The sequence below is a fragment of the Stenotrophomonas sp. GQ19 genome (assembly GCF_059758695.1).
The window spans coordinates 52,925-74,787 of sequence record NZ_JCAXES010000004.1; the positions used below are offsets into that span (position 1 = coordinate 52,925).

Genomic DNA, 21,863 nt, shown 5'->3' on the forward strand with positions numbered 1-21,863 from the left:
GGCAGGCGGGGCCTTGATGCTCTACCATTACCACCCCCTGTACCGGTCGTGCCCCCGCAATGAGCAAGCAAAGCCAGTGGATCGTCGGCGTCAACGCTGTCGCCTCTTCGATCGAGAACGATGCCGAGAACGTCCGCGAGGTGCTGATCGAAGCCAGCGCGAAGAATCCGCGGCTGGTGGAGATTGAAGAGAACGCGCGCCGCAAGGGCATTGACGTGCGCAAGGTCAACACCCAGGCGCTCGACGGCGTGGGCGGCTCGGTACGCCACCAGGGCGTGGCCGCGCGCTACCAGGCGGCACGCACCTACGGTGAGAACGAACTGGAAGGCCTGGTCGAGGCGGCCGAGGGCAAGGCCCTGCTGCTGATCCTCGACGAGGTGCAGGACCCGCACAACCTGGGCGCCTGCCTGCGCAGCGCGGCGGCCGCCGGTGCCACCGCAGTGATCATTCCCAAGGACAAGTCGGCCACGGTCAACGCGACCGTGCGCAAGACCTCGGCCGGTGCGGCCGACCGCATCCCGGTGGTGGCGGTGACCAACCTGTCGCGCTGCCTGAAGGACCTGCAGAAGCTGGGCGTCTGGATCTACGGCTTGGCCGGTGAAGCCACCGCGTCGCTGTACTCCATCGACCTGAAGGGCAACGTGGCGCTGGTGCTGGGCGGCGAAGCCGACGGCCTGCGTCGTTTGACCCGCGAAAACTGCGACGGCCTGGTCAAGATCCCGATGCCGGGCGACATCGAAAGCCTCAACGTCTCCGTCGCCACCGGCGTGAGCCTGTTCGAGGCCGTCCGCCAGCGCGGCCTGTAACCCACCCGCGCGAGGGGGTAGAGCCGACCGTTGGTCGGCTGCTCTATGCGGCGTACGAAAGCCGACCAACGGTCGGCTCTACCCCCCGGGGTGTCAGCCTGCGCTGCCGCCCAATGCCTTGAACAACGTTACGTCGTTGATCAACTGCCGCTGCCTCACCGAGGCCAGCGACAGTTCGGCATCGCGCCGGGTCTGCTGCGCTTCCAGCCAGGTGCGCAGGTCGGTGGCGCCTACCCGGTAGCGCACCTCGTACATCCGTTCGATCGCGACGGCTTCGTCGTAGGACGCCTGTGAGGCCGCCACCTGCGTGGCGAACTGCGTGCGTGCCGACAGGGCGTTGTCCACCTCCGACAGCGCGGTGTACAGCGTGCGCCGGAAGCCGTTGGCGGCGATCTGGTAATCGGTACCGGCCAGCCGGGTGTTCAACTGGGCCTGGCGCACATTGAGGAACGGCAGCGACAGCCCGGCACCGAGCGTAGCCACCGGGTTCTTCAACACGTCCGACAGTGAGGTGGCACCGGTACCGACGCTGCCGGTCAGGCTGAGCGCCGGGTAGTACTGGGTGGCGGTCACCTTGATGGTCTTCAGGCTGTTGCGCAGGCGCAATTCGGCCGCGCGCAGGTCGGGGCGGCGGCCGAGCAGGTCGGCTGGCAGGCCTTCGGCGACCACCGGGCTGCCCACACGCGCCAGTTGCTGCGGCTCGTCGGCCAGTGTCAGCGGCTGCCCATCCAGCAGCACCGTCAACGCATTGCGGGCGGCAACGCGCTGCTGCTCCAGTGCACTCTGCGCGGCGCGCTGGGCCTCCAGGCTCTGGGCAGCCTGGCGCACTTCCAACCGCGACACCGCACCGGCATCGAAGCGGGCCTGGACCAGCTCGCGGGTGCGCTGCAGCCGTTCCAGGTTGGCCTGGCCGGCGGCAATGGACTGGTTGAGGAACGCCAGCGTCCAGTACTGCGTGGCTACGTCGCTGATCACCAGCAGGGCGGTGTTCTGCAGGTCTTCCTGGCTGGCCTGGGCTTCCCACTGGGCGATGTCGCGCTGGGTGCGCAGGCGCCCCCACAGGTCGATCTCCCATTGCAGGGATACGCCGGCCGAGCTGCCGCGGTTCCAGTCCGCGCTCTGGTCGATGGGGCGGTTGCCGCTGCTGCTGACGCTGCCCGAGGGCTGCGGCCACAGCGCGTTGTCGGCCAGCCCGGCCTGCAGGCGCGCGCGCTGCACGGCCAGCCCGGCAGAGGCCAGGTCCGTATTGGCGGCCAGCGCGCGATCGATCACACGGTCCAGGCCGGGGTCACCGAATTGGGTCCACCAGGCATCGCGGCGGACATCGGCCGTTGCCGCATGCGGCTGTTCGGTGACCGCCTCGGTGGGGGTGTTCAAGGCGGCATCGCCACGGCCGTAGCTGGCCGGGACCGCCGGTGCATCGATCGGGTAGCGGCCGGTGCTGACACAGGCCGACAAAGCCAGCGCGGTCACGCAGGCCAGGGCCAACGGACGCAGCGAAGCAGGGTGCAACAGGGCAGGAGAAATCTTCATTCGCGCGCCAGCGCCTCCACGGGATCAAGTTGGGCGGCATTGCGCGCCGGAAGGAAGCCGAACGCCACGCCGATCAGGCTGGAGCAGGCAAACGCGGCCACGATGGATGCGGTCGAGAACAGCATCTGGAAGTCCGGCGCGAATTTGCCGAACAGCCAGCCGACCACCAGTGACAGACCGACGCCAAGCAGGCCACCGAGCAGACAGACCAGCACCGCCTCGATCAGGAACTGCTGGCGGATGTCGCTCTGCCGCGCGCCGACCGCCATGCGCACGCCGATCTCGCGGGTGCGCTCGGTCACCGACACCAGCATGATGTTCATCACGCCGATGCCGCCGACCAGCAGCGCGATCGCGGCGATCGCACTGATCAGCAGCGTCATCGTGCGGGTGGTCTGCTCGATGGTCTGGCGGATCTCGGCGCTGTTGCTGAGGAAGAAGTCCTCGGTGCCATGCCGCATGATCAGCAGCTTGGAAATCGCCGATTGCGCGGCATCCATCGGGGTGGCGTCATCCACGCGCACGGTGATGCTGGAGACATGGCTCTGGCCCAGCATGCGCGACATCACCGTGGTGTAGGGCACCCATACGCTCAAGCTGGTACTGCCACCAAAGCCGAAGCTCTGCCGCTGGGCCACGCCGACCACGCGGACCGGCACGTTGCCCAGCAGGATCACCTGGCCCACCGGGTCTTCGCCGTTGGGGAAGAACTGGGTGCGGGTGTTCTCATCGATGATCGCCACCTGGGCCAGGCTGCGTACCGCATCGGTGTCGAAGAAGCTGCCGGCGATCAGGGTGACGCCCTTGACCCGGAAGAACTGCTCGCCCACGCCGCTGACCTGCGCGGTGGCCGACTGGTTGCGGTAGCGCGCGGTTACCGAGGACGACACGCTGGGCGTGGCACTGTCGATGTAGCTCTGCCGCGCCAGCGCATCGGCATCGCTGGCCTTGAGGGTCTGCACCCGCGCCGAGCGCATGTCGCCGAAACCGCGTCCGGGATAGACGTCGATGGTGTTGGTGCCCAGCGCGCTGATGTTCTGCAGGATCTGCTGCTGCGAGCCATTGCCCAGTGCCACCACCGAGACCACCGAGGCGATGCCGATGATGATGCCGAGCATGGTCAGGAAGGTGCGCAGGCGGTGGGCATTCATCGCCAGCAGGGCCATGCGGAAGGCTTCGGTGAAGCGATCGCGCGCGGCCCGCCAGCTGTGGCCCTTGCCGGCGGCCACGGTCGGCTGGCGCTGCGCGCGGTAGCGCGGCGCATTCGGATTGAGACGGTCGGCGATGATCTCGCCGTCGCGGATCTCGATGATGCGCTGGGCGTGTTCGGCCACGCTCATGTCGTGGGTGACGATGATGATGGTGTGCCCCTCGGCATGCAGCTCGCCGAGGATGCCCATCACTTCTTCGCCGGATTTGGTGTCCAGTGCGCCGGTCGGCTCATCGGCCAGGATCACCTCGCCGCCGTTCATCAGTGCACGCGCAATGGACACGCGCTGCTGCTGGCCGCCGGAGAGCTGGCCGGGCTTGTGGTTCATGCGGTCGCCCAGCCCGAGCCGCTGCAGCAGCTGCTCGGCACGCGCGGTGCGCACCGGCCCCGGGCTGCCCGCATACACCGCCGGCACGGCCACGTTGCCGCGTGCGTCCAGATCGCCCAGCAGGTGGTAGCGCTGGAAGATGAAGCCGAAATGTTCGCGGCGCAGCTCGGCCAGTTCGTCCGGTTCCATGCTGCCGGTCTCGCGGCCGGCCACCTGGTAGCTGCCACGGGTAGGACGATCCAGGCAGCCGAGGATGTTCATCAGCGTGGACTTGCCCGAGCCGGACTGGCCGACGATGGCGACGATCTCGCCGGCGGCGATGTCCAGGTTGACGTCGCGCAGCACCGCGATGGTCTCATCGCCCGCGGGAAATTCGCGGCGCAGGTCGCGCAGCCGCAGCAGCGGCGTGCCGGTGGATGCCGGGGTCATCGACGCGGTCCGCCCATGCCCGGGCCACCGATCCGCACCTGCGCACCGCCGCGGCCACCACTGCCGCTGCCGCCGGCGGCAGCGCCACCTTCACCCACCACCACTTTCTCGCCTTCCTTCAGCCCGGACAGCACTTCGGCCGTGGCGCCGTTGTTGATGCCGATCTTGACCTTGCGCGGCGTGGGCATGCCGTCGGCATCGGCCACGCGCACCATGTACTGGCCATCGCGGGTCTTCGGGCCCAGGGCCACGGCCGGAATGGTCAGCACGCCCTTGGCCTGCTTGAGCATCACCGACACCTGCGCGGTCATGTCGATGCGCAGCGTGCCGTCGGGGTTTTCCACGTCGAACAGTGCGTTGTAGTACACCGCGCTGCTGGCGCTGGAGCTGGACGAACTGGAACTGGACGAACTGTCGTTGGCGATCGACGACGGCGCCGGGTTCACCTGGCGCAGGGTGGCGTGGTACTTGCGGTCCGGCTCGCCCAGCGTGGTGAAGTACACCGGCATGCCGGCCTTGATCTTCACCACGTCCGCCTCGGACACCTCGGCATTGACCGTGACCAGGTCCAGCCGCGCCAGCATCACGATGGTTGGTGCGGTCTGGTTGGCGTTGACGGTGCGGCCTTCCTCGGCCACCACCGCGACCACGGTGCCGTCCATCGGCGCGATGATGCGGGTATAGGCCAGGTTGGCGCGGGCGGTGCCCAGTTCGGTTTCGCGGCCTTTGATCTGTGCGTCGTAGGACTGGATCTGGGCACGCGCGGTTTTCAGCTTGGCATCGGCGGCGTCGTACTCGGCGCGCGAGGTGGCCTCGGCGGCGAGCATCTGCTGCTGGCGGGCGAATTCCAGTTCTGCCTCACGCAGGCTGGCCTGCTGCACCGAGCGCTGGGCCTTGACCTGGTCCAGCGTGGCCTGCGCGTTGAGCACCTGGTTCTGCTGGGTGGTGGCGTCGATCTCGGCAATCAGGTCGCCCTGCTTGACGCTATCGCCCAGCTGCACCTTCAGCGACTTGATCTGGCCCGAGGCCTGCGCGCCCACGCTGACCAGCTTGTAGGCGTCGATCACCCCGGTGGCTTCCACGGTCTGTTCGATGTCCCCGCGGCTGACCGGCGTGGTGGCCAGGGCCGGTGCGGCCGGCTTGCGCAGGGTCCATGCGACAATCGCACCCAGCACGGCAATCACGATGATCAACAGCAGCACACGGCCGCGACGGGTGGTGGGCAGGCGGGGCTTCACGATGATCGTCTACTCGGCAGGCCGGCGTGCGGCGTTGTCAGCATTGTGAAGACCGCTCGGCGAAGGCTCAACACTCGCCATGTGTCGCGGCGTAACCAGACCGGGGCCGGTGTGTGTCGTTGTGTGTCTGTGGCGGCCCTTGAAACACGTGTACGTAAACCACTGGATGCGGTTCAGCTCCCGACAGGGGATCATGGCCGCATGGAGACTCCCAACCCGATGCATCGACTGCTGATCGTCGACGACGACAACGACATCCGCCAGCTGCTGGCCGAACAACTGGGCCGTGCCGGCTACCAGGTGAGCACCGCCGGCGATGGCCATGGCATGCGCCAGGTACTCGAGCGCGAGCACGTGGACCTGATCGTGCTCGACCTCAACCTGCCGCGCGAAGACGGTCTTACCCTGTGCCGCGACCTGCGTGCGCGCTCCAACACGCCGGTGATCATGCTCACCGCGCGCAGCGAGCCGATCGACCGCGTGCTGGGCCTTGAGATGGGTGCCGACGACTACCTGGGCAAGCCCTTCGAGCCCCGCGAACTGCTGGCGCGCATCCGCAACGTGCTGCGCCGTACCGAAGCGCTGCCGGCCAACCTGGAGCCGCTGGCCATTCGCCGTGCCCGGTTCTCGCACTGGATCTTCGACCTGGAGCATCGCCACCTGCTCGATCCCGATGGCCGTGTGGTGGTGCTGTCCGGCGCGGAGTTCCGGCTGCTGCGGGTGTTTGTCGGGCACGCCAACAAGGTGTTGTCGCGCGAGCAGCTGGTGGCGCTCAGCAGCGGCCGCACCTATGAATCGCAGGACCGCGCGATCGACCTGCAGGTGAGCCGGCTGCGCAACAAGCTGGCCGACGATGGCGGCAGCGACGGATTGATCAAGACCGTGCGCAACGAAGGGTATGTGCTGGCCACGGCAGTGACGCTGGAATGAATCGCCTGCGCCGGTTCTTCGCCTCCATGGTGGGGCGCCTGTTCGTGATCCTGCTGCTGGGCATGAGCGTGGCCGCGATCGGCGCGACGATGCTGGCCAGTTCCAAGCGCCAGCAGGAGTTCGAGCGGCAGAACCTCAACCGCATCGCCGACCGGCTGCAGGGCTATGTGAATCTGCTCGATGGCAACCCCGAGCTGCGTGAGCGCCTGCTCGACAGCGGCGGCCCCAGCGTGCGGCGACTGCCGCCCGGTGCCCGGGTAGGGCGCCCGGACGCGGCCTTGATGGAAGTGCTGGACGATCGCCCCGGGCCGGTGTCGAGCAGCAAGGTGGCCTTCACCTGGTTCCGTTCCTGCCTGCCCACGTTGCCGGAGCTGCCGCACCCGAAGAAGCCGCGCAACGGCCCGCCGCGCGAGCGCGACCCGGCCTTCATTCCGCCCCGCTGCCGCATGGTGTCGCTGCGCCTGAGCGACGGCACGCCGCTGCAGCTGGCGCTGGACTCGCCGGCGGTGGCCCACAACGGCATCCTGGCCGTGGACCCGCTGTTTCTGACCCTGCTGGTGCTGGCCATCGCGGTGCTGGCCTATATCGTGGCGCGCATGGCCAGCGCGCCGCTGCAACGCCTGGCCGCGGCCGCCGCGGCACTGGGCGATGACCTGCAGGGCGCGCCGATGCCGGTGACCGGACCGCTGGAAGTGCGCCGCGCCGCAGAAGCGTTCAATGCCATGCAGAAGCGGCTGCAGCGCCACCTTGGCGAGCGCACCCAGATGCTGGCGGCAATCACCCATGACCTGCAGACCCCGGTTACCCGGCTGCGCCTGCGGCTGGAGAATGTCGCCGATGAAGCGCTGCGCGAGCGCCTGGTGGGCGACCTCGCCGCGATGCAGGCGCTGATCCGCGAAGGCCTGGAACTGGCGCGCAGTGCCGAAAGCGCCGAACAACGCGCGGCGCTGGACCTGGACTCGCTGCTGGAAAGCATCGTGGAAGACGCCGGCGAAGCCGGTGCCGACGTGCGCTTCGAACACCCCAGCGGGGCGGTGCTGATGCTGCGCCCGTTGGCGATGCACCGGTTGTTTTCCAACCTGGTCGACAACGCGGTCACCTATGGGCACTCGGCACGGGTCAGCGTGGAGCAGGATGCCGAGCGGGTGATCGTGCGGATCCGTGACAGCGGCCCCGGCCTGCCGGAAGAAGAGCTGGAGGCGGTGTTTGATCCGTTCGTGCGGCTGGAAACCTCGCGCTCGCGCGAGACCGGTGGCGCCGGGCTGGGCCTGACCATCGCGCGTGCCCTGGCCGAAAAAGACGGGGCGCGGCTGCTGTTGCGCAACCATCCGCAGGGTGGGCTGGAGGCGGTGGTGGAATGGCCGGCCACGTTGCGCGTGGGGACCTGGCGCCCGGGCTGAGCATTCTCGCCACACACACGCGCGGTTTTGCCTACTATGGGCAACTCCCCCCGCGTTATCCCGCATGAGCGTGCCTTTCTTCGTCGGTTGCCCCATTGGTGCATCGCCGCTTGCCGCGCGGCGCCCAGGCTGTTTGCCGGCCGGTCCCCACGGATGAACCCAGGGGGGCGCGGGAGCCGGTGGCGGCCGGTACATCGACAGTTTGCCCGGTGTCTTGGCACTGCCCTGGTGTGGCTGTGCCTGCTGTGCGCGCTGCCGTCCACGGTGGGGGCGCAGGACGGGCCACCGCCGCTGCGCGACTACGCCATCGACGTGTGGACCTCGCGCAATGGCCTGCCGCACAACTCGCTGCGCGACATCGCCCAGACCCCCGAAGGCCACCTCTGGTTCGCCACCTGGGAAGGGCTGGTGCGCTACAACGGCCTGGATTTCACCGTCTTCGACCGCAGCACCCGGCCGGGCCTGCGCGACAACGGCGTGGGCGCGTTGCTGGTGGACCGCAGCGGTGGGCTGTGGATCAGTGATTCACGCGGCAACGTGACCCGGCGCGGCAGCGACGGGCGCTGGCAGGTCTACGAACACCAGCCCGGTACGCCGCAGGTGCTGATCCAGGCCATGCAGATGGACAGCCATGGCCGCCTGTGGCTGCTCTACGAAGGGCAGGGCATCGGCAGCCTCGCCCCGGACGGTCGCATCGAGTACCAGAAACCGCCGGCCGGTGTGCCGATGGCCATGAGCTTCACCAAACTGGTGGTGGACGCGCAGGACCGGGTCTGGGTGGGCACCCTGGACGGGCTGGTGGTGCGCGACACCGACGGCGTGCTGCGGCGCGCACCGGAGAGCTTCGGGCTGGGGCACGGCCTGGTGTGGCCCTACCGCGGGCCGGACGGCGTGGTCTGGATCGTGGCCGGCGAACGCATCTACCGCATGCAGGACGGCGTGCCGCAGCTGCAGCACCGCCTGCCCGGGGTGATGCACATCACCGCGATGCTGCAGGATCGCCATGGCGACCTGTGGCTGGGCACCGAGAACCAGGGCCTGCTGCGGCTGTCGCGGCATGGCCTGGAGCGCCTGCCCACCGGGCTGTCGCTGCCCGGCGGGCGCGTGGTGAGCCTGCGCGAGGACGCCGAAGGCAGCATCTGGGTGGGCGCCAACGGCGGCCTGTACCGGCTGCGCGAAACCTTGTTCAGCAGTTTCACCGAGCGCGACGGGCTCAGCGGCGACTACATCCGCACGGTGCTGGAGGACCAGCAGCGGCAGCTGTGGATCGGCAGTGCCAGCGGCCTGGACCGGCGCGATGCACAGGGCCGTTTCTCGCCGGTGGCGTTGCGCAACAGCGGCGGCAAGACACCCTCGGTGCTCAGCCTGGCCCAGGACCACGAGGATGATCTGTGGGTCGGCACGTTCGGCGACGGGGTGTTCCGGCTGGATGCCCAGGGCCGCACCCTGCGCAACTACGGCACCGCCGATGGCCTGCCCGGCGGCAACATCCGCGCCATCAGCGTGGACCGCGCCGGCGTGGTCTGGGCCGGCACCCAGAAGGGCGTGGTGCGCATCGATGACCACGGCGTGGAAGTGCCGCGTGCGCCGGGCATGCCGGGCGGCCTGATTACCGCCCTGGCCCACGACGCCGACGGCGCCTTGTGGATCGGCACCATCGAGGGCATCCGCGTGCTGCGCGGCAACCGCGTGCAGAGCATCGACCTGGCCCCGCTGGGCGGCGGTCGCAGCGTGTTCGGCTTCCAGCAGGTGGGCGACGCGATGTGGGTCAGCAGCGACCGCGGCCTGTACCGCTGGCAGGACGGCCGCCTGGCACGGGTCGGGCTGGAGCAGGGCATGCCGGTGGACACCGTGTTCCAGCTGGTGCCCGACCGCATCGGCAACGTCTGGATCAGCAGCAACCGCGGCGTGCTGCGCACCGACATGGCGATGCTCAACGAGGTAGCCGATGGCCGCGCACCGCGGGTCGAGGTGGAGCATTACAACGAGATCGACGGCATGGCCAATTCGCAGGCCAACGGCAGTTCCGGCCCGTCGGCCCTCCTGCGCCAGGACGGCACATTCTGGGTGGTCACCGCGGGCGGCCTGAGCATGGTCGACCCACTGCGCCTGCAGCGCTTCCGCGAGCGGCTGGCGCCGCCGGCGGTGATCGAAAGCGTGCAGGTCGATGGCAAGCCGCTGCACTGGCAGGGCGAGAACCACAACAGCATTCCCGGTGGGCGCCGACTCAGCGTGAGCTATGTGGGCCTGAGCTACCTGATGTCCGAGCGGATCCGCTACCGCACCCGCTTGAGCGGCCTGGACAAGGGCTGGATCGAACGCGGCCAGCAGCGCAGCGTGGAGTTCATCGGCCTGCCGCCGGGCGATTACACCCTGCACGTGTCCGCCGCGCATCCCGGTGGCAGCTGGAGCGACAGCGAGGCGGTGTGGGAATTCACCGTTGAACCGTTCCTGTGGCAGCGCCGCAGTGTGCAGGTGGTGGCCGCGCTGCTGCTGTTGGGCGGTCTGATCGCGTTGTACCTGTATCTGATCCACCGCTACAAGGCCAGCAACGTGCGCCTGGCGCGGATGGTGGATGAAGCCACCCGCGACCTGCAGGCGCAGACGGTGAACCTGCAGGCGTTGAACCAGGAAAAGACCGAACTGGCCGACCGGCTGGCGGTGCAGGCCGAGCAGTTCGGCCGGCAGGCACGCGAGGATGCGTTGACCGGTCTGCCCAACCGGCGCGCCTTCGATGAGGCACTGGCGCGCGACTTCGCCCGGTCCCAGCGCAGCGGCCACCCGCTGTGCCTGGTGGTGCTGGACATCGACCACTTCAAGGAGGTCAACGACCAGCACAGCCACAGCGTGGGTGATGTGGTGCTGGTGGAAGTGGCGCGCGTGATCGCCTCGGCCTGCCGCGATTCGGACATGCCCGCGCGGACCGGCGGCGAGGAGTTCACGCTGCTGCTCAACGACACTCGCCTGGCCGAAGCGGCGCAGGTGTGCGCGCGCCTGCGCGGGCTGTTCCATGACCACCCGGACTGGGCCGGCGTGCCGGGCCTGAAGGTGACCTTCAGCGCGGGACTGGTGGAACTGGACGCCGCCGACCGCACCCCGATGCTGCTCTACCAGCGCGCCGACCGCGCGCTGTACCGGGCCAAGAGCGAAGGCCGCGACCGCACCGCGATCGGGTAGCGCCGTCCGTTGGTCGGCTGCACGTGGTGTGTGGCATGCAGGCGGTTGGCGCGAACGGCAGCCGACCAACGGTCGGCTCTACCAGGCGAAGCGACACATCGGGTAGAGCCGACCGTTGGTCGGCTGTTCGTGGTGCGTGGCATGCAGGCGGTTGGCGCGAAGAGCAGCCGACCAACGGTCGGCTCTACCCGGCGAAGCGACACATCGGTAGAGCCGACCGTTGGTCGGCTGCACGTGGTGTGTGGCATGCAGGCGGTTGGCGCGAACGGCAGCCGACCAACGGTCGGCTCTACCTTCGGGGGGCGTACCGGGTTACCGCGGCCAGGCGTTGGCGATGGTGCAGAACAGCTTGGCGGTCTGCTCGGTGTCGTACACCGCGCTGTGCGCTTCGTCGGCGTCCCAGCCCAGCCCGGCGGCAGCGGCGGCGCGGGCGAGGACGGTCTGGCCATAGGCGATGCCGGCCATGGTCACTGTGTCGAACACGCTGAAGGGGTGGAACGGGTTGCGCTTGTGGCCCACCCGGTTCACCGCGGCGTTGACGAAACCCAGGTCGAAGTGCGCGTTGTGCCCGACCAGGATCGCGCGCTGGCAGCCGTACTTCTTCACCGCCGCACGTACCGGCGCGAAGATGTGGTCCAGTGCATCCTTCTCGGACTTGGCCAGGCGGAACGGGTGGTCGAGGATGATGCCGGTGATTTCCAGCGACTTCGGGTCGATCTCCAAACCTTCGGCCGGGATCACGTGGGCGCTGGCGGTCTGGCCGGGGTACAGCAGCCCGTTTTCGTCCATTTCGATCGGCACGGCGGCGATTTCGAGCAGCGCATTGCGGTTGCAATCGAAGCCGCCGGTCTCCACGTCGATCACGACCGGCAGGAAGCCGCGGAAGCGCTGGGACATGGCCAGGTTCACTGCCGGGGCAGCAGGCGCCGGAGCGGCGGTGTGGGGCGAGGCGGCATCTGTCATGCGGCGATTCTAGCAGAGGGGGGCTGTACGCCCCCCGCGCTCAGGCCAGCGCAGGCGAGCGTGCCAGGCAGCGCTGCAGCAGCCGGTCCAGGCTCAACGGGCCAGCCCCCTGCAGGGCCAGCGGCAGCAGCATGGCCATGAACAGCACGGGCAGCTTGAAGTTGCCAAAGCCCTGGTCGGTGATGGCATAGCCCATCGCCAGCTCGCCCAGCCCGTCCCAGTGCATGGGCCAATGCACGGCGGCGGTGGCCACCACGGTCAGCACCAGCAGGCTGCTGGCGGCCATGCGCGTGCCCAGGCCGACCAGCAGGCAGGCCGCGCCCACCAGCTCGAACCACGTGGCCAGCTGCCAGTTGACGCTGGCCGGTATCTGGTCGAAGGGAAACGGAAATGCCTGCGGCAGGTCGCCGAACCAGTTGCTGCCGTGCAGTTTCTCGCGGCCGGATTCGAAATACTCCCAGGCCATCAGCAGGCGCAGGCCAAGCGGGGCAATCCACGGGCCGAGCGGGTCCAGCCGGCCGCGCAGGGCGGCCAGGTACGGTGTCTTCATCAACGGAATCCTTGGTGGGGGATCAGGAAGCGGGCGGGGCCGGGCCGACAACGCCGCTGCCGTGGAACTGGCGCAGCAATGCTGCTCCGGGGGCGAGCAGTGCATCGGCGGCCAGGCCGTGGGCCCGTGCAAGCTGCTGCAGGTGCCACGTGCCGGCATGGCCGGGCTGTTGGCCGATCTGTTCCAGCAACTGCGCGGCCATCGGGCTGATGGACGCAAAACGCACCTGCCCATCCGGGTCACGCCGCACCAGCAGCCCGGTGGGGGCGTCGCCAGGCGCGCCGGGCGCGTCGTCGCTGCCCAGCCGGTGCACCGGCCAGTGGTACAGCAGCGGCCACGCCAACGGCGAACGCTGCAAGGGGGCATGCATCGGGTCCAGCCCGGGCGTGGCCGGCAGTGGTTGGGCATCAAGCTGGTACAACGCGGTTTCCACCCACTCGTAGTGGGCCAGTTCGGCCAGCGCCGGGTGCGGCAGCATCGGCTGGGCCTGCAGCCACTGCACGAACTCGGCGGCCAGCTCGGTGAACAGCGGGGTCTGCGCACGGTGCTCGGCCACGAAGCGCCTTACCAGCACGGTCCACTCGGAATCACCCAGCAGCTGCACGCAGACCGGGAAGCCGGTGCCCAGCAGGCCCAGCAGGTTGTTGAACACCAGCCGCCGGTAAACCGCCACGCGCCGTGCGTCCAATCCGGCGGGCGAGGCTACCTGTGCCGGGTCGCGCAGGTGGGTGGTGAGTGCCCGCTGCTGGGCGTGCAGGCGGGCCGGCGCGTCAGTCACGGGTGGCTCCGGCGTATGCGGCCATCAGCTGGCGGATGGTGCGCAGTTCGTCGCGCAGTTCGGGGCAGGGCGGGAAGTTGAAATCGCGTTCGAGCAGGGTGGGGCGTGCACCGATGCGCGCGTAGGTGCGGGCCAGCAGGTTCCAGACCGGATCGATCACGGCGCTGCCGTGGGTGTCGATCTTGAGGTCCTCGGCCTCGTCCAGGTGCCCGGCCACGTGCAGGCAGACGATGCGCTCGGCGGGCAGCCCGGCGATGAACGCGTCGGCGTCGTAGCCGTGGTTGCAGGCGTTGACGTAGACGTTGTTGACGTCCAGCAGCAGGTCGCAATCGGCTTCGGCCAGCACGGCGTTGGTGAAGGCCAGTTCGTCCATGGCCGGTTCGGGGGCGAGGTAGTAGGAGACGTTTTCCACCGCGATGCGGCGGCCCAGGACATCCTGCACGCGGGCGATGCGCGCGGCGGTGTGGTGCACGGCTTCATCGGTGAAGGGGATGGGCAGCAGGTCGTAGAGGTGGCCATCGTCGCTGCAGTAGCTCAGGTGTTCGCTGTACAGCGGTACCCGGTGCTGGTCGAGGAACCGGCCCACCTGTTCAAGGAGTTGGGTATCCAGCGGCGCGGTGCTGCCGAGCGACAGGGACAGGCCGTGGCAGGTCAGGGGGTAGCGCTGGGCGAGGTCGGCCAGGGCCTCCCCGGCAGGGCCGCCCACGCCGATCCAGTTTTCCGGGGCGCATTCGAGGAAGTCGAGGTCGCCGGCCGGGGCATCACGCAGGGTCTGCAGCAGTGCGCGGCGCAGGCCCAGCCCGGTCGCCGCCGCAGGCAGCGGCGACCGGTGCATGCCCGGGGCGATGCGGTCAGTGCTTGGCACCGCACTTGCCTTCGCCGCACTTGCCTTCCGCGGCCTTCTTGTCGCCGGCGGCCTTGGTCTTGGCGCCGGTGCCCTTGCCCTTGTCGGCGCCGCACTTGCCTTCGCCACACTTGCCTTCGGCGGCCTTGGCGCCGGTTGCGGTGGCCGTTTTGTCAGCGGCCTTGGTGCCGGCCTTGTCGCCATGGGCGCCACACTTGCCTTCACCACATTTGCCTTCGGCGGCCTTGGTCGCGGCCTGCCCGGCAACGAGGTAGCCCTGGGCCAGGTCGGTCATGCTCAGCGCAGACGCCGACGCGGTGACGCCGAGGCCGGCGACGAGCGCGGTGGCGGCCAGCAGGGACAGCGAACGGGTGGGATTGCTCATCGGGTGGTGCTCCTTGGTATGGGCCGGGGCCCGGGATGGCTGCGTGGGGGCAGCAGGTGTGGCCATGGTGGGCCGGCCCGGCTCAACGAATCCTCACACAGGATTCAACATTTCGTGAAGTGTGGGGGTGGTTGTTTTTCTTTTTAGAAGCGAAAAGCTAGAGCTAGAGCTGGAGCAACTGCAACTGCAACAGCCGGTGGTGCGGGCGTGTCTGGCTTGGCGGGTACGGGTGGGTTGGCGGGACACGCCGTGAATCCATCCTTGGAGGCTCGTGGGCGCCATCCATGGCGCCCAACGGTCCCGCCAACCCACCCGTACCCACCCTGTGACAGTGAGTCGGATCGCAACGAAGAAGCAGAGCATTTAGATCCGTGCCGTTGCAGCTTTGCAGTGCTCGGCTTTGCTATGGCTGCCAGCTAACTGTCGAGGGTGGGGGTGTGTGGGTTCGCGGGACCCTGAGCCGCATGGATGCGGCGACGGAGCCTACATGGACGTACTTGCGGCGTGTCCTGCGAACCCACACACCCCCGCCCAACTCAGGTCAACGAGAAGACTGCAGCTGTTGAGCTCCATTCTTGGGCGACATGGAAGCCCGAAACGAAAAAAAGCCGCCACCCGAAGGCAGCGGCTTTTGCTTTTCTATAGTTCGGCAGTTCAGACGTGATCGGTGCTGCTGGTTTCGTCGCGCTTTTCGCGTGGCGGCAGGACCTGCTCGCCGTGTACCAGGAACCAGACGTTCTCGGCGATGTTGGTGGCGTGGTCGCCCACGCGTTCCAGGTTCTTGGCCATGAACAACAGGTGCGTGCACGGGGTGATGTTGCGCGGGTCTTCCATCATGTACGTGAGCAGCTCGCGGAACAGTGCGGTGTACTGTGCGTCCAGCCGTGCGTCGTCGTCGCGCAGTGCCAGCGCGGCGGCCGCGTCGTTGTCGCGGTAGGCCTCGATCGCGCGTCGTACCTGCTGCGCTGCCAGCCGGCCCAGCGAACGCAGGCCCTGGATCTGCGGCAGCGGCGGTACCTTGCTCAGGGCGATCGAACGCTTCGCCACGTTCGCGGCGTAGTCGCCGATGCGCTCGATATCGGCCGGAATGCGCAGGCCTGCCAGGATCTCGCGCAAGTCGCGCGCCATCGGCCCGCGCAGTGCAAGACGCATCACGTCGTGGCTGATCTGTTGCTCCAGGCCGTCAATCGCCTCGTCGTTGGCGATGATGCGCTGGGCGGCGTTCTCGTCGCGCTTTTCGATCACGTCCATCGACGCCTCGAGCTGTGCGACCGCCATCTCGCCCATGCGCACGATCTCGGCCACCAGCCGCTGCTGCTCTTCGTCGTAACTCTTGACGATATGGTCGTTGGGAATGCTCATGCGGGTGTCATCCAAAGGTTCGTGGCCGAGATCAGCCGAAACGGCCGGTGATGTAGTCTTCTGTCTGCTGCTTGTTGGGCTGCGAGAAGATCACTTCGGTGCGGTCGTGTTCGATCAGGTCGCCCAGGTACATGAAGGCGGTGTAGTCCGACACGCGCGCGGCCTGCTGCATGTTGTGGGTCACGATCACGATCGTGTAATCGTGCTTGAGCTCTTCCACCAGCTGCTCGATGCGGCTGGTGGAGATCGGGTCCAGCGCCGAGGTCGGCTCGTCCAGCAGCAGCACGTCCGGGCGCAGGGCCACGGCACGGGCAATGCACAGACGCTGCTGCTGGCCACCGGACAGGCCCAGCGCGCTCTGGTTGAGCTTGTCCTTCACCTCGTCCCACAGCGCACCCTGGCGCAGCGCCTGCTCGACGCGCACGGCCATGTCGGCCTTGGACAGCTTCTCGTGGTGGCGGATGCCGTAGGCCACGTTCTCGAAGATGGTCATCGGGAACGGCACCGGCTTCTGGAACACCATGCCCACCTTGCTGCGCAGGCGGTTCATCGGGTACTTCGGCGCCAGGATATTCTCGCCGTCCAGCAGCACCTCACCGCGCGCCTCCATTTTGGGGTACAGCGCGTAGATGCGGTTGAAGATGCGCAGCAGCGTGGACTTGCCGCAGCCGGACGGACCGATCAGGGCGGTGACGCGCTTTTCGGGGATCTCCAGCTCGATGTTCTTCAGCGCATGGAACTTGTCGTAGTAGAAGTCCAGTCCACGCGCGGCCAGCTTGATCGGCGCCGGGGTCTGCAGGTTTTCATGCGAGGCCGGGACCACGATGCGCTGCATCGGCACGGCGTTGGAAAGATCGTTCATGGCGATATCCGCGGAAAGGTCAGTCATGGGAGATACGGTTGCGCAGCAGGATGCCGCGCGCAGAGAGGCTGACCAGCAGCACGAACACGGTCAGCACCAGCGCGCCGGCCCAGGCCAGCACCTGCCAGGATTCATACGGGCTGCCGGCGAACTGGTTCATCACCACCGGGACCGAGGCCATCGGCTGGAACACGTTGCTGTTCCAGTACTGGTTGCCGAAGGCGGTGAACAGCAGCGGCGCGGTTTCACCGGAGATGCGGGCCAGCGCCAGCAGGATGCCGGTGACGATGCCGGCGGCGGCGCTGCGGTACAGCACCTGCACGGTCACCTTCCACTGCGGGATGCCCAGCGACAGCGCCGCTTCGCGCATCTGCGAGGGCACCAGGCGCAGCATCTCATCGGTGGTGCGCACCACCACCGGCAGCACGATGAAGGCCAGCGACAGCGCACCGGCGAAGGCCGAGAACTGCCCGCCGGTCTGCATCACGTACAGCGTGTAGACAAACAGGCCCAGCACGATCGACGGTGCCGACAGCAGGATGTCGTTGACGAAACGGACCACGGTGCCGGCCTTGCGGAAGTTGCCGTACTCGGCCAGCCAGGTGCCGGCCAGTACGCCCAGCGGCGTGCCGATGGCAATGGCCAGGCCGCACATCACCGCGCTGCCGAAGAACGCATTGGCCAGGCCGCCTTCCTGCATCGGCGGTGGGGTCATCTTGGTGAACAGGTCCAGGTTGATGCCCGCCAGGCCCTTGGAGGCCAGCGTCCACAGGATCCAGCCCAGGAAGAACAGGCCGAACAGCGCGGTCAGACAGGACATCAGCAGCGCGACCACATTGACGATGCGGCGGCGCAGGTACAGCGGCTGGGAAGAGCTCTTGGCGACGGTGGACATCAGTTCCCCTCCTTGCGGGACAGACGCATCAGCATCAGGCGGGCGATTGCCAGCACCACGAAGGTGACGATGAACAGCACGAAGCCGAGCAGCAGCAGCGCCGAGCGATAGGTTTCGGTGGCTTCACCGAAGTCGTTGGCGATCAGCGCGGCAATGGTGGTGCCCGGTTCCAGCAGCGACGGCGACAGGCGCACGCTGTTGCCGATCACGAAGGCCACCGCCATGGTTTCGCCGAGCGCGCGGCCCAGGCCCAGGAAGATGCCGCCGATGACCGCCGAGCGGGTGTAGGGCAGCACGATGTCCCAGCTGACTTCCCACTTGGTGGAGCCCAGCGCGTACGCCGATTCCTTCAGGCGGGTCGGCACGGTGAGGAACACTTCGCGCATCACCGAGGAGATGAAGGGAATGACCATGATGGCCAGCACGAAGCCGGCGGTAAGCACGCCGATGCCCAGCGGCGGGCCCTGGAACAGCGGACCGATGATCGGCAGGGTGCCCAGGTGGTCGTTGAGGAACGGGGTGACGTACTCGGTCATCACCGGCACCAGCACAAACAGGCCCCACATGCCGTAGATGATCGAGGGGATGCCGGCCAGCAGTTCGATGGCGGTACCGACCGGGCCACGCAACCAGCGCGGCGCCACTTCGGTGAGGAAGAAGGCGATGCCGAAGCTCACCGGCACGGCGATGACCATCGCGATCAACGCGGTGACCAGGGTGCCGTAGATGGGCGCGAGGGCGCCGAATTTGTTTTCGACCGGATTCCATTCGGACGAATAGAAGAAGCTCAGGCCCTGCTCCTGCAAGGCATGGCGGCCGCCCCACAGCATCGAGAGTGCGGCGCAGGCCAGGGCCACCAGCACCAGGATGACGGTGGCGATCAGGACCCACCGGAACAGTTTGTCATTGCGGGCGTCACGCAGGTCGCGGGTGGACGGTGCGGGAACAGGCTGGGCGATGGCATTCATGGGAAAGGCGGGGGCCCAAAATTAGGTGGGGTAGTGCCAGGCCATGCCTGGCAGAACGGTGTCATGGCGCCACACTCCGGACCCGCGCAACGCGCGGGTCCGGTCTGGATCACTTGAATTCAGCCGCCCAGTACCCTTCGATCTGCGTCACCAGCTCGGCCGGCAGCGGCACGTAATGCAGTTCGTTGGCCTGCTTCTGGCCGTTTTCGAAGGCCCACTTGAAGAACGCCAGGGTTTCCTTGCTGCGCTTGGCATCCTTGGGCTGCTTGTGCATCAGCATGAAATTGGTGGCGGTGATCGGCCACGCCTGGTCGCCCGGGGCGTTGGTGATGACCAGGTTGAAGTCCTTGGCGCTGGCCCAGTCGGCGCTGGCGGCGGCAGCGGCGAAGGTTTCCGCGCTCGGCTGCACCCAGTTGCCGGCGGCATTCTGCATCGAGGCATACGGCATGCCGTTCTGCAGCGCGTAGGCCAGTTCGACGTAGCCGATGGAGCCCTTGATCTGCTTCACGTACGAGGCCACGCCTTCGTTGCCCTTGCCACCTACGCCGTCGGGCCACTGCACCGAGGTGCCTTCGCCGACCTTGCTCTTCCAGTCCGGGCTGACCTTGGACAGATAGTTGGAGAAGTTGAAGGTGGTGCCCGAGCCGTCGGAGCGGTGGACCAGGGTGATCTTGCCGTCGGGCAGCTTGACGCCCGGGTTGGCGGCCACGATGGCCGGGTCGTTCCAGGTCTTGACCTTGCCCAGGAAGATATCGGCCAGCAGCGCGCCGCTGAGGCGCAGCTTGCCGGCTTCCAGGCCGTCGATGTTGACCACCGGCACCACGCCGCCGATCGCCGACGGGAACTGGCCAAGACCGGCCTGGGCCAGTTCTTCGCTGCTCAGCGGCTTGTCGGAGGAACCGAAGTCGACGGTGCCGGCCTTGATCTGCGCGATGCCGCCGCCGGAGCCGATGGACTGGTAGTTGATCTTGGCGCCGGTGGCGGTGTTGTAGTCAGCCGACCACTTGGACACCAGCGGGAAGATGAAGGACGCGCCGGCGCCGGAAATTTCAGCGGTCAGGCGATCACCGGCAGCGGGCGCAGCCGCGGGAGCGTCGGTAGCCGGCGCGGCAGCCTGGCCTTCGGCGCCCGGCTTGCAGGCGGAAAGACCCAGCGCGATGGCCAGGGAAAGGGCGGTCAAGCCAGCCGTGTGCAGTTTCATCGGTCACTCCGTAGCGGGATAGGGGCCGGTCTCTCCGGCGACGCTGCTATGAAATGATGTTTTTGTTACAGCCGTATGACGGTGTGACCGGGTGCACGGGAAACGCCCGTGGGGCGGGGATTTAGCTCAAGTCTCAAGAGCTGGAAGTCAACGGCGATATTGCCGCTTGCGCCTGATTGGGCGGGGGCGTGGGGGTTCACGGGGCACGCCGTAAATCCATCCATGGAGCCTCGTGAGCCGCTTGCTCGCGTACGCAATCCTGCGTACACGGCAAGACCTGGGTTGGGCGTCCTGCCCAACCCGCCCGACGCATGCGTCGGGCCCATGCGGCCCAACGGCCCCGCGAACCCCCACACCCCCGCCCCAGACAGTTGGCCGGAGGCCATGGATAAGCCAAAGACAAGACCCTCAACCTTCACCCCAGCATCCGAGCATCCAAATCCCAAATCCCAAATCCCAAATCCCAAATCCCAAATCCCAAATCCCAAATCCCAGACCAAGGCAACTCAGATCCAACCGCACTCCCGCTTCATTGCGCAGGCGCAGGCGCAGGCGCTTTCGCTGAAGGGCCAGGAAACTGTCGGGGGCTGGTGGGGGTGGGTGGCCGGGGCCCTCCATCGCATGGATGCGATGGCGGAGCTTACAAGGACGTACTTGCAGCGTGCCCTGGCTGCCCACCCCCACCAGCCCAGCCAGCAGAACCGACCCCTCACGTCGCCAAGCTCTGGCAATAGCTCCGGCTCCAGCTCCAGCTCCAGCTCTGGGCTTTTAAGCTTCTAAAAAAACAAACCCCACAAAAAAGAAAAGGCGCGGATCTTTCGATCCGCGCCCGGCGGCGGCAGGGGGAGAGAGGACCTGCCGCCGCCATTGCCTCGTTGTTGCCGATCAGTACTTCAGGTTCTGCGACCAGTAGGTCTCGATCTGCTTCACCAGCGTGTCCGGCAGCGGCACGTAGTCCAGCTGCTTGGCCTGCGCATCACCGCTCTTGTAGATCCAGCGGAAGAACTCCTGGGTTGCCTTCGCGTTGGCCACGTTCTTCGGCTGCTTGCGCACCAGAATGAAGTTCGTCGCCGTGATCGGCCAGGCGTCCGCGCCCGGCGCGTTCGTCATCACCAGATAGAAGTCCTTCGAACTCGCCCAGTCAGCGCTGGCGGCGGCCGCGGCGAACGACGTATCGCTCGGCAGCACCACCTTGCCCGACGCGTTCTTCATCGCCGCGTACGACATCTTGTTCTGCAGCGCGTAGGACAGCTCCACGTAGCCGATGCCGCCCTTGATCTGCTTCACGTACGCAGCAACGCCTTCATTGCCCTTGCCGCCGATGCCCACCGGCCACTGCACCGAGGTGCCTTCGCCGACCTTGCTCTTCCACTCCGGGTTCACCTTGGACAGGTAGTTGACGAAGTTGAACGTCGTGCCCGAACCATCCGAACGGTGCACAACCGTGATCTTGCCGTCGGACAGCTTCACGCCCGGGTTCAGTGCCGCAATCGCCGGGTCGTTCCAGGTCTTGATCTTGCCCAGGAAAATGTTGGCCAGCGTCGGGCCGTCCAGCTTCAGTGCGCCCGGTGCGATACCGGCCACGTTGATCACCGGCACCACGCCGCCGATCACCGACGGGAACTGGGCCAGACCGGCCGCAGCCAGCTCTTCCGGCTTCAGCGGCGCATCGGACGAACCGAAGTCCACCGTGGCCGCCTTGATCTGGGCGATACCGCCACCGGAACCGATCGACTGGTAATTGACCTTCTTGCCGGTCGCGGTGTTGTAGTCGGCCGACCACTTGGACATGACCGGGTAGATGAACGAGGCGCCCGCGCCGGTCACATCGGCGGCATTGGCGGCGAACACGGACGACGCGGCGAGGACGGCAACGGCGGCGCGCGACTTGAAGGCGTGGATCACGGGGTGGCTCCTGGGATGGATGACGGTGCGGGGTGTCCCGCCCGGTGCTCATTCCATAACGGTTCGATGACAGCGCAGCGTCTGTCATATGACCGCACC

General features: G+C 67.5%; 18 protein-coding genes. 4 read left to right on the plus strand and 14 right to left on the minus strand.

The window, feature by feature from the left end:
- Positions 1-59 precede the first annotated feature (59 nt).
- Positions 60-806, plus strand: coding sequence for a 23S rRNA (guanosine(2251)-2'-O)-methyltransferase RlmB (gene rlmB, locus AC6CHL_RS09435; RefSeq protein ID WP_038689409.1), 747 nt, complete (start codon positions 60-62; stop codon positions 804-806).
- 93 nt (positions 807-899) lie between these two features.
- Here the strand turns inward: rlmB and AC6CHL_RS09440 are convergent, their stop codons facing one another.
- From AC6CHL_RS09440 to AC6CHL_RS09450, 3 genes are read right to left on the minus strand one after another with little or no spacing between them, the layout of a single operon-like run.
- On the minus strand, positions 900-2,339 hold the full coding sequence (locus AC6CHL_RS09440) for a TolC family protein (RefSeq protein WP_498294233.1): 1,440 nt from the start codon (positions 2,337-2,339) through the stop codon (positions 900-902).
- Complete coding sequence (locus AC6CHL_RS09445) at positions 2,336-4,306, minus strand: MacB family efflux pump subunit (protein ID WP_498294234.1); 1,971 nt, start codon at positions 4,304-4,306, stop codon at positions 2,336-2,338. Before AC6CHL_RS09445 ends, AC6CHL_RS09440 begins: the two co-directional genes overlap by 4 nt.
- A complete protein-coding gene (locus AC6CHL_RS09450; RefSeq protein WP_038689403.1) occupies positions 4,303-5,544 on the minus strand; it encodes an efflux RND transporter periplasmic adaptor subunit in 1,242 nt (413 codons plus the stop codon). The genes AC6CHL_RS09445 and AC6CHL_RS09450 overlap by 4 nt, the downstream gene beginning before the upstream one ends.
- Before the next feature lie 201 nt (positions 5,545-5,745).
- Here AC6CHL_RS09450 and AC6CHL_RS09455 point away from each other — a divergent pair, with 201 nt between their 5' ends.
- The 3 genes from AC6CHL_RS09455 to AC6CHL_RS09465 all read left to right on the plus strand — a co-directional run bounded on the left by AC6CHL_RS09455 (position 5,746) and on the right by AC6CHL_RS09465 (position 11,051).
- On the plus strand, positions 5,746-6,474 hold the full coding sequence (locus AC6CHL_RS09455) for a response regulator (RefSeq protein WP_038689401.1): 729 nt from the start codon (positions 5,746-5,748) through the stop codon (positions 6,472-6,474).
- The gene (locus AC6CHL_RS09460; protein WP_498294235.1) at positions 6,471-7,874 is read left to right on the plus strand and encodes an ATP-binding protein; all 1,404 of its coding nucleotides are present in this window, start codon (positions 6,471-6,473) and stop codon (positions 7,872-7,874) included. The genes AC6CHL_RS09455 and AC6CHL_RS09460 overlap by 4 nt, the downstream gene beginning before the upstream one ends.
- Positions 7,875-8,027: 153 nt before the next feature.
- Positions 8,028-11,051: a two-component regulator propeller domain-containing protein gene (locus AC6CHL_RS09465; protein ID WP_498294236.1), complete on the plus strand. Its 3,024-nt coding sequence runs from the start codon at positions 8,028-8,030 to the stop codon at positions 11,049-11,051.
- A 312-nt stretch (positions 11,052-11,363) separates the two neighbouring features.
- Here the strand turns inward: AC6CHL_RS09465 and rnt are convergent, their stop codons facing one another.
- The 11 genes from rnt to pstS (AC6CHL_RS09520) all read right to left on the minus strand — a co-directional run bounded on the left by rnt (position 11,364) and on the right by pstS (AC6CHL_RS09520) (position 21,764).
- Positions 11,364-12,014, minus strand: coding sequence for a ribonuclease T (gene rnt / locus AC6CHL_RS09470; RefSeq protein WP_425598277.1), 651 nt, complete (start codon positions 12,012-12,014; stop codon positions 11,364-11,366).
- Positions 12,015-12,054: 40 nt separating this feature from the next.
- Positions 12,055-12,564 (minus strand): HvfX family Cu-binding RiPP maturation protein, encoded by a 510-nt coding sequence (locus AC6CHL_RS09475; protein ID WP_038689397.1) that lies wholly within the window; start codon positions 12,562-12,564, stop codon positions 12,055-12,057.
- 22 nt (positions 12,565-12,586) lie between these two features.
- Positions 12,587-13,342 (minus strand): HvfC family RiPP maturation protein, encoded by a 756-nt coding sequence (locus AC6CHL_RS09480; RefSeq protein WP_038689395.1) that lies wholly within the window; start codon positions 13,340-13,342, stop codon positions 12,587-12,589.
- Complete coding sequence (locus AC6CHL_RS09485; protein WP_498294237.1) at positions 13,335-14,207, minus strand: HvfB family MNIO-type RiPP peptide maturase; 873 nt, start codon at positions 14,205-14,207, stop codon at positions 13,335-13,337. The genes AC6CHL_RS09480 and AC6CHL_RS09485 overlap by 8 nt, the downstream gene beginning before the upstream one ends.
- Positions 14,194-14,571 (minus strand): HvfA family oxazolone/thioamide-modified RiPP metallophore, encoded by a 378-nt coding sequence (locus AC6CHL_RS09490; RefSeq protein WP_038689391.1) that lies wholly within the window; start codon positions 14,569-14,571, stop codon positions 14,194-14,196. Before AC6CHL_RS09490 ends, AC6CHL_RS09485 begins: the two co-directional genes overlap by 14 nt.
- Before the next feature lie 654 nt (positions 14,572-15,225).
- Positions 15,226-15,933 (minus strand): phosphate signaling complex protein PhoU, encoded by a 708-nt coding sequence (phoU, locus tag AC6CHL_RS09495; RefSeq protein ID WP_038689389.1) that lies wholly within the window; start codon positions 15,931-15,933, stop codon positions 15,226-15,228.
- A gap of 31 nt (positions 15,934-15,964) precedes the next feature.
- The gene (gene pstB, locus AC6CHL_RS09500; RefSeq protein WP_038689387.1) at positions 15,965-16,795 is read right to left on the minus strand and encodes a phosphate ABC transporter ATP-binding protein PstB; all 831 of its coding nucleotides are present in this window, start codon (positions 16,793-16,795) and stop codon (positions 15,965-15,967) included.
- 19 nt (positions 16,796-16,814) lie between these two features.
- Positions 16,815-17,690 (minus strand): phosphate ABC transporter permease PstA, encoded by an 876-nt coding sequence (pstA, locus tag AC6CHL_RS09505; RefSeq protein ID WP_038689386.1) that lies wholly within the window; start codon positions 17,688-17,690, stop codon positions 16,815-16,817.
- Positions 17,690-18,658, minus strand: a complete 969-nt coding sequence (gene pstC / locus AC6CHL_RS09510) for a phosphate ABC transporter permease subunit PstC (RefSeq protein WP_038689384.1) — start codon at positions 18,656-18,658, stop codon at positions 17,690-17,692. Before pstC ends, pstA begins: the two co-directional genes overlap by 1 nt.
- A gap of 109 nt (positions 18,659-18,767) precedes the next feature.
- Entirely contained in the window at positions 18,768-19,859 is a 1,092-nt protein-coding gene (gene pstS, locus AC6CHL_RS09515) for a phosphate ABC transporter substrate-binding protein PstS (protein WP_428712412.1), read from the minus strand.
- An 885-nt stretch (positions 19,860-20,744) separates the two neighbouring features.
- Positions 20,745-21,764, minus strand: coding sequence for a phosphate ABC transporter substrate-binding protein PstS (gene pstS / locus AC6CHL_RS09520; protein ID WP_038689379.1), 1,020 nt, complete (start codon positions 21,762-21,764; stop codon positions 20,745-20,747).
- Positions 21,765-21,863: the final 99 nt, after the last annotated feature.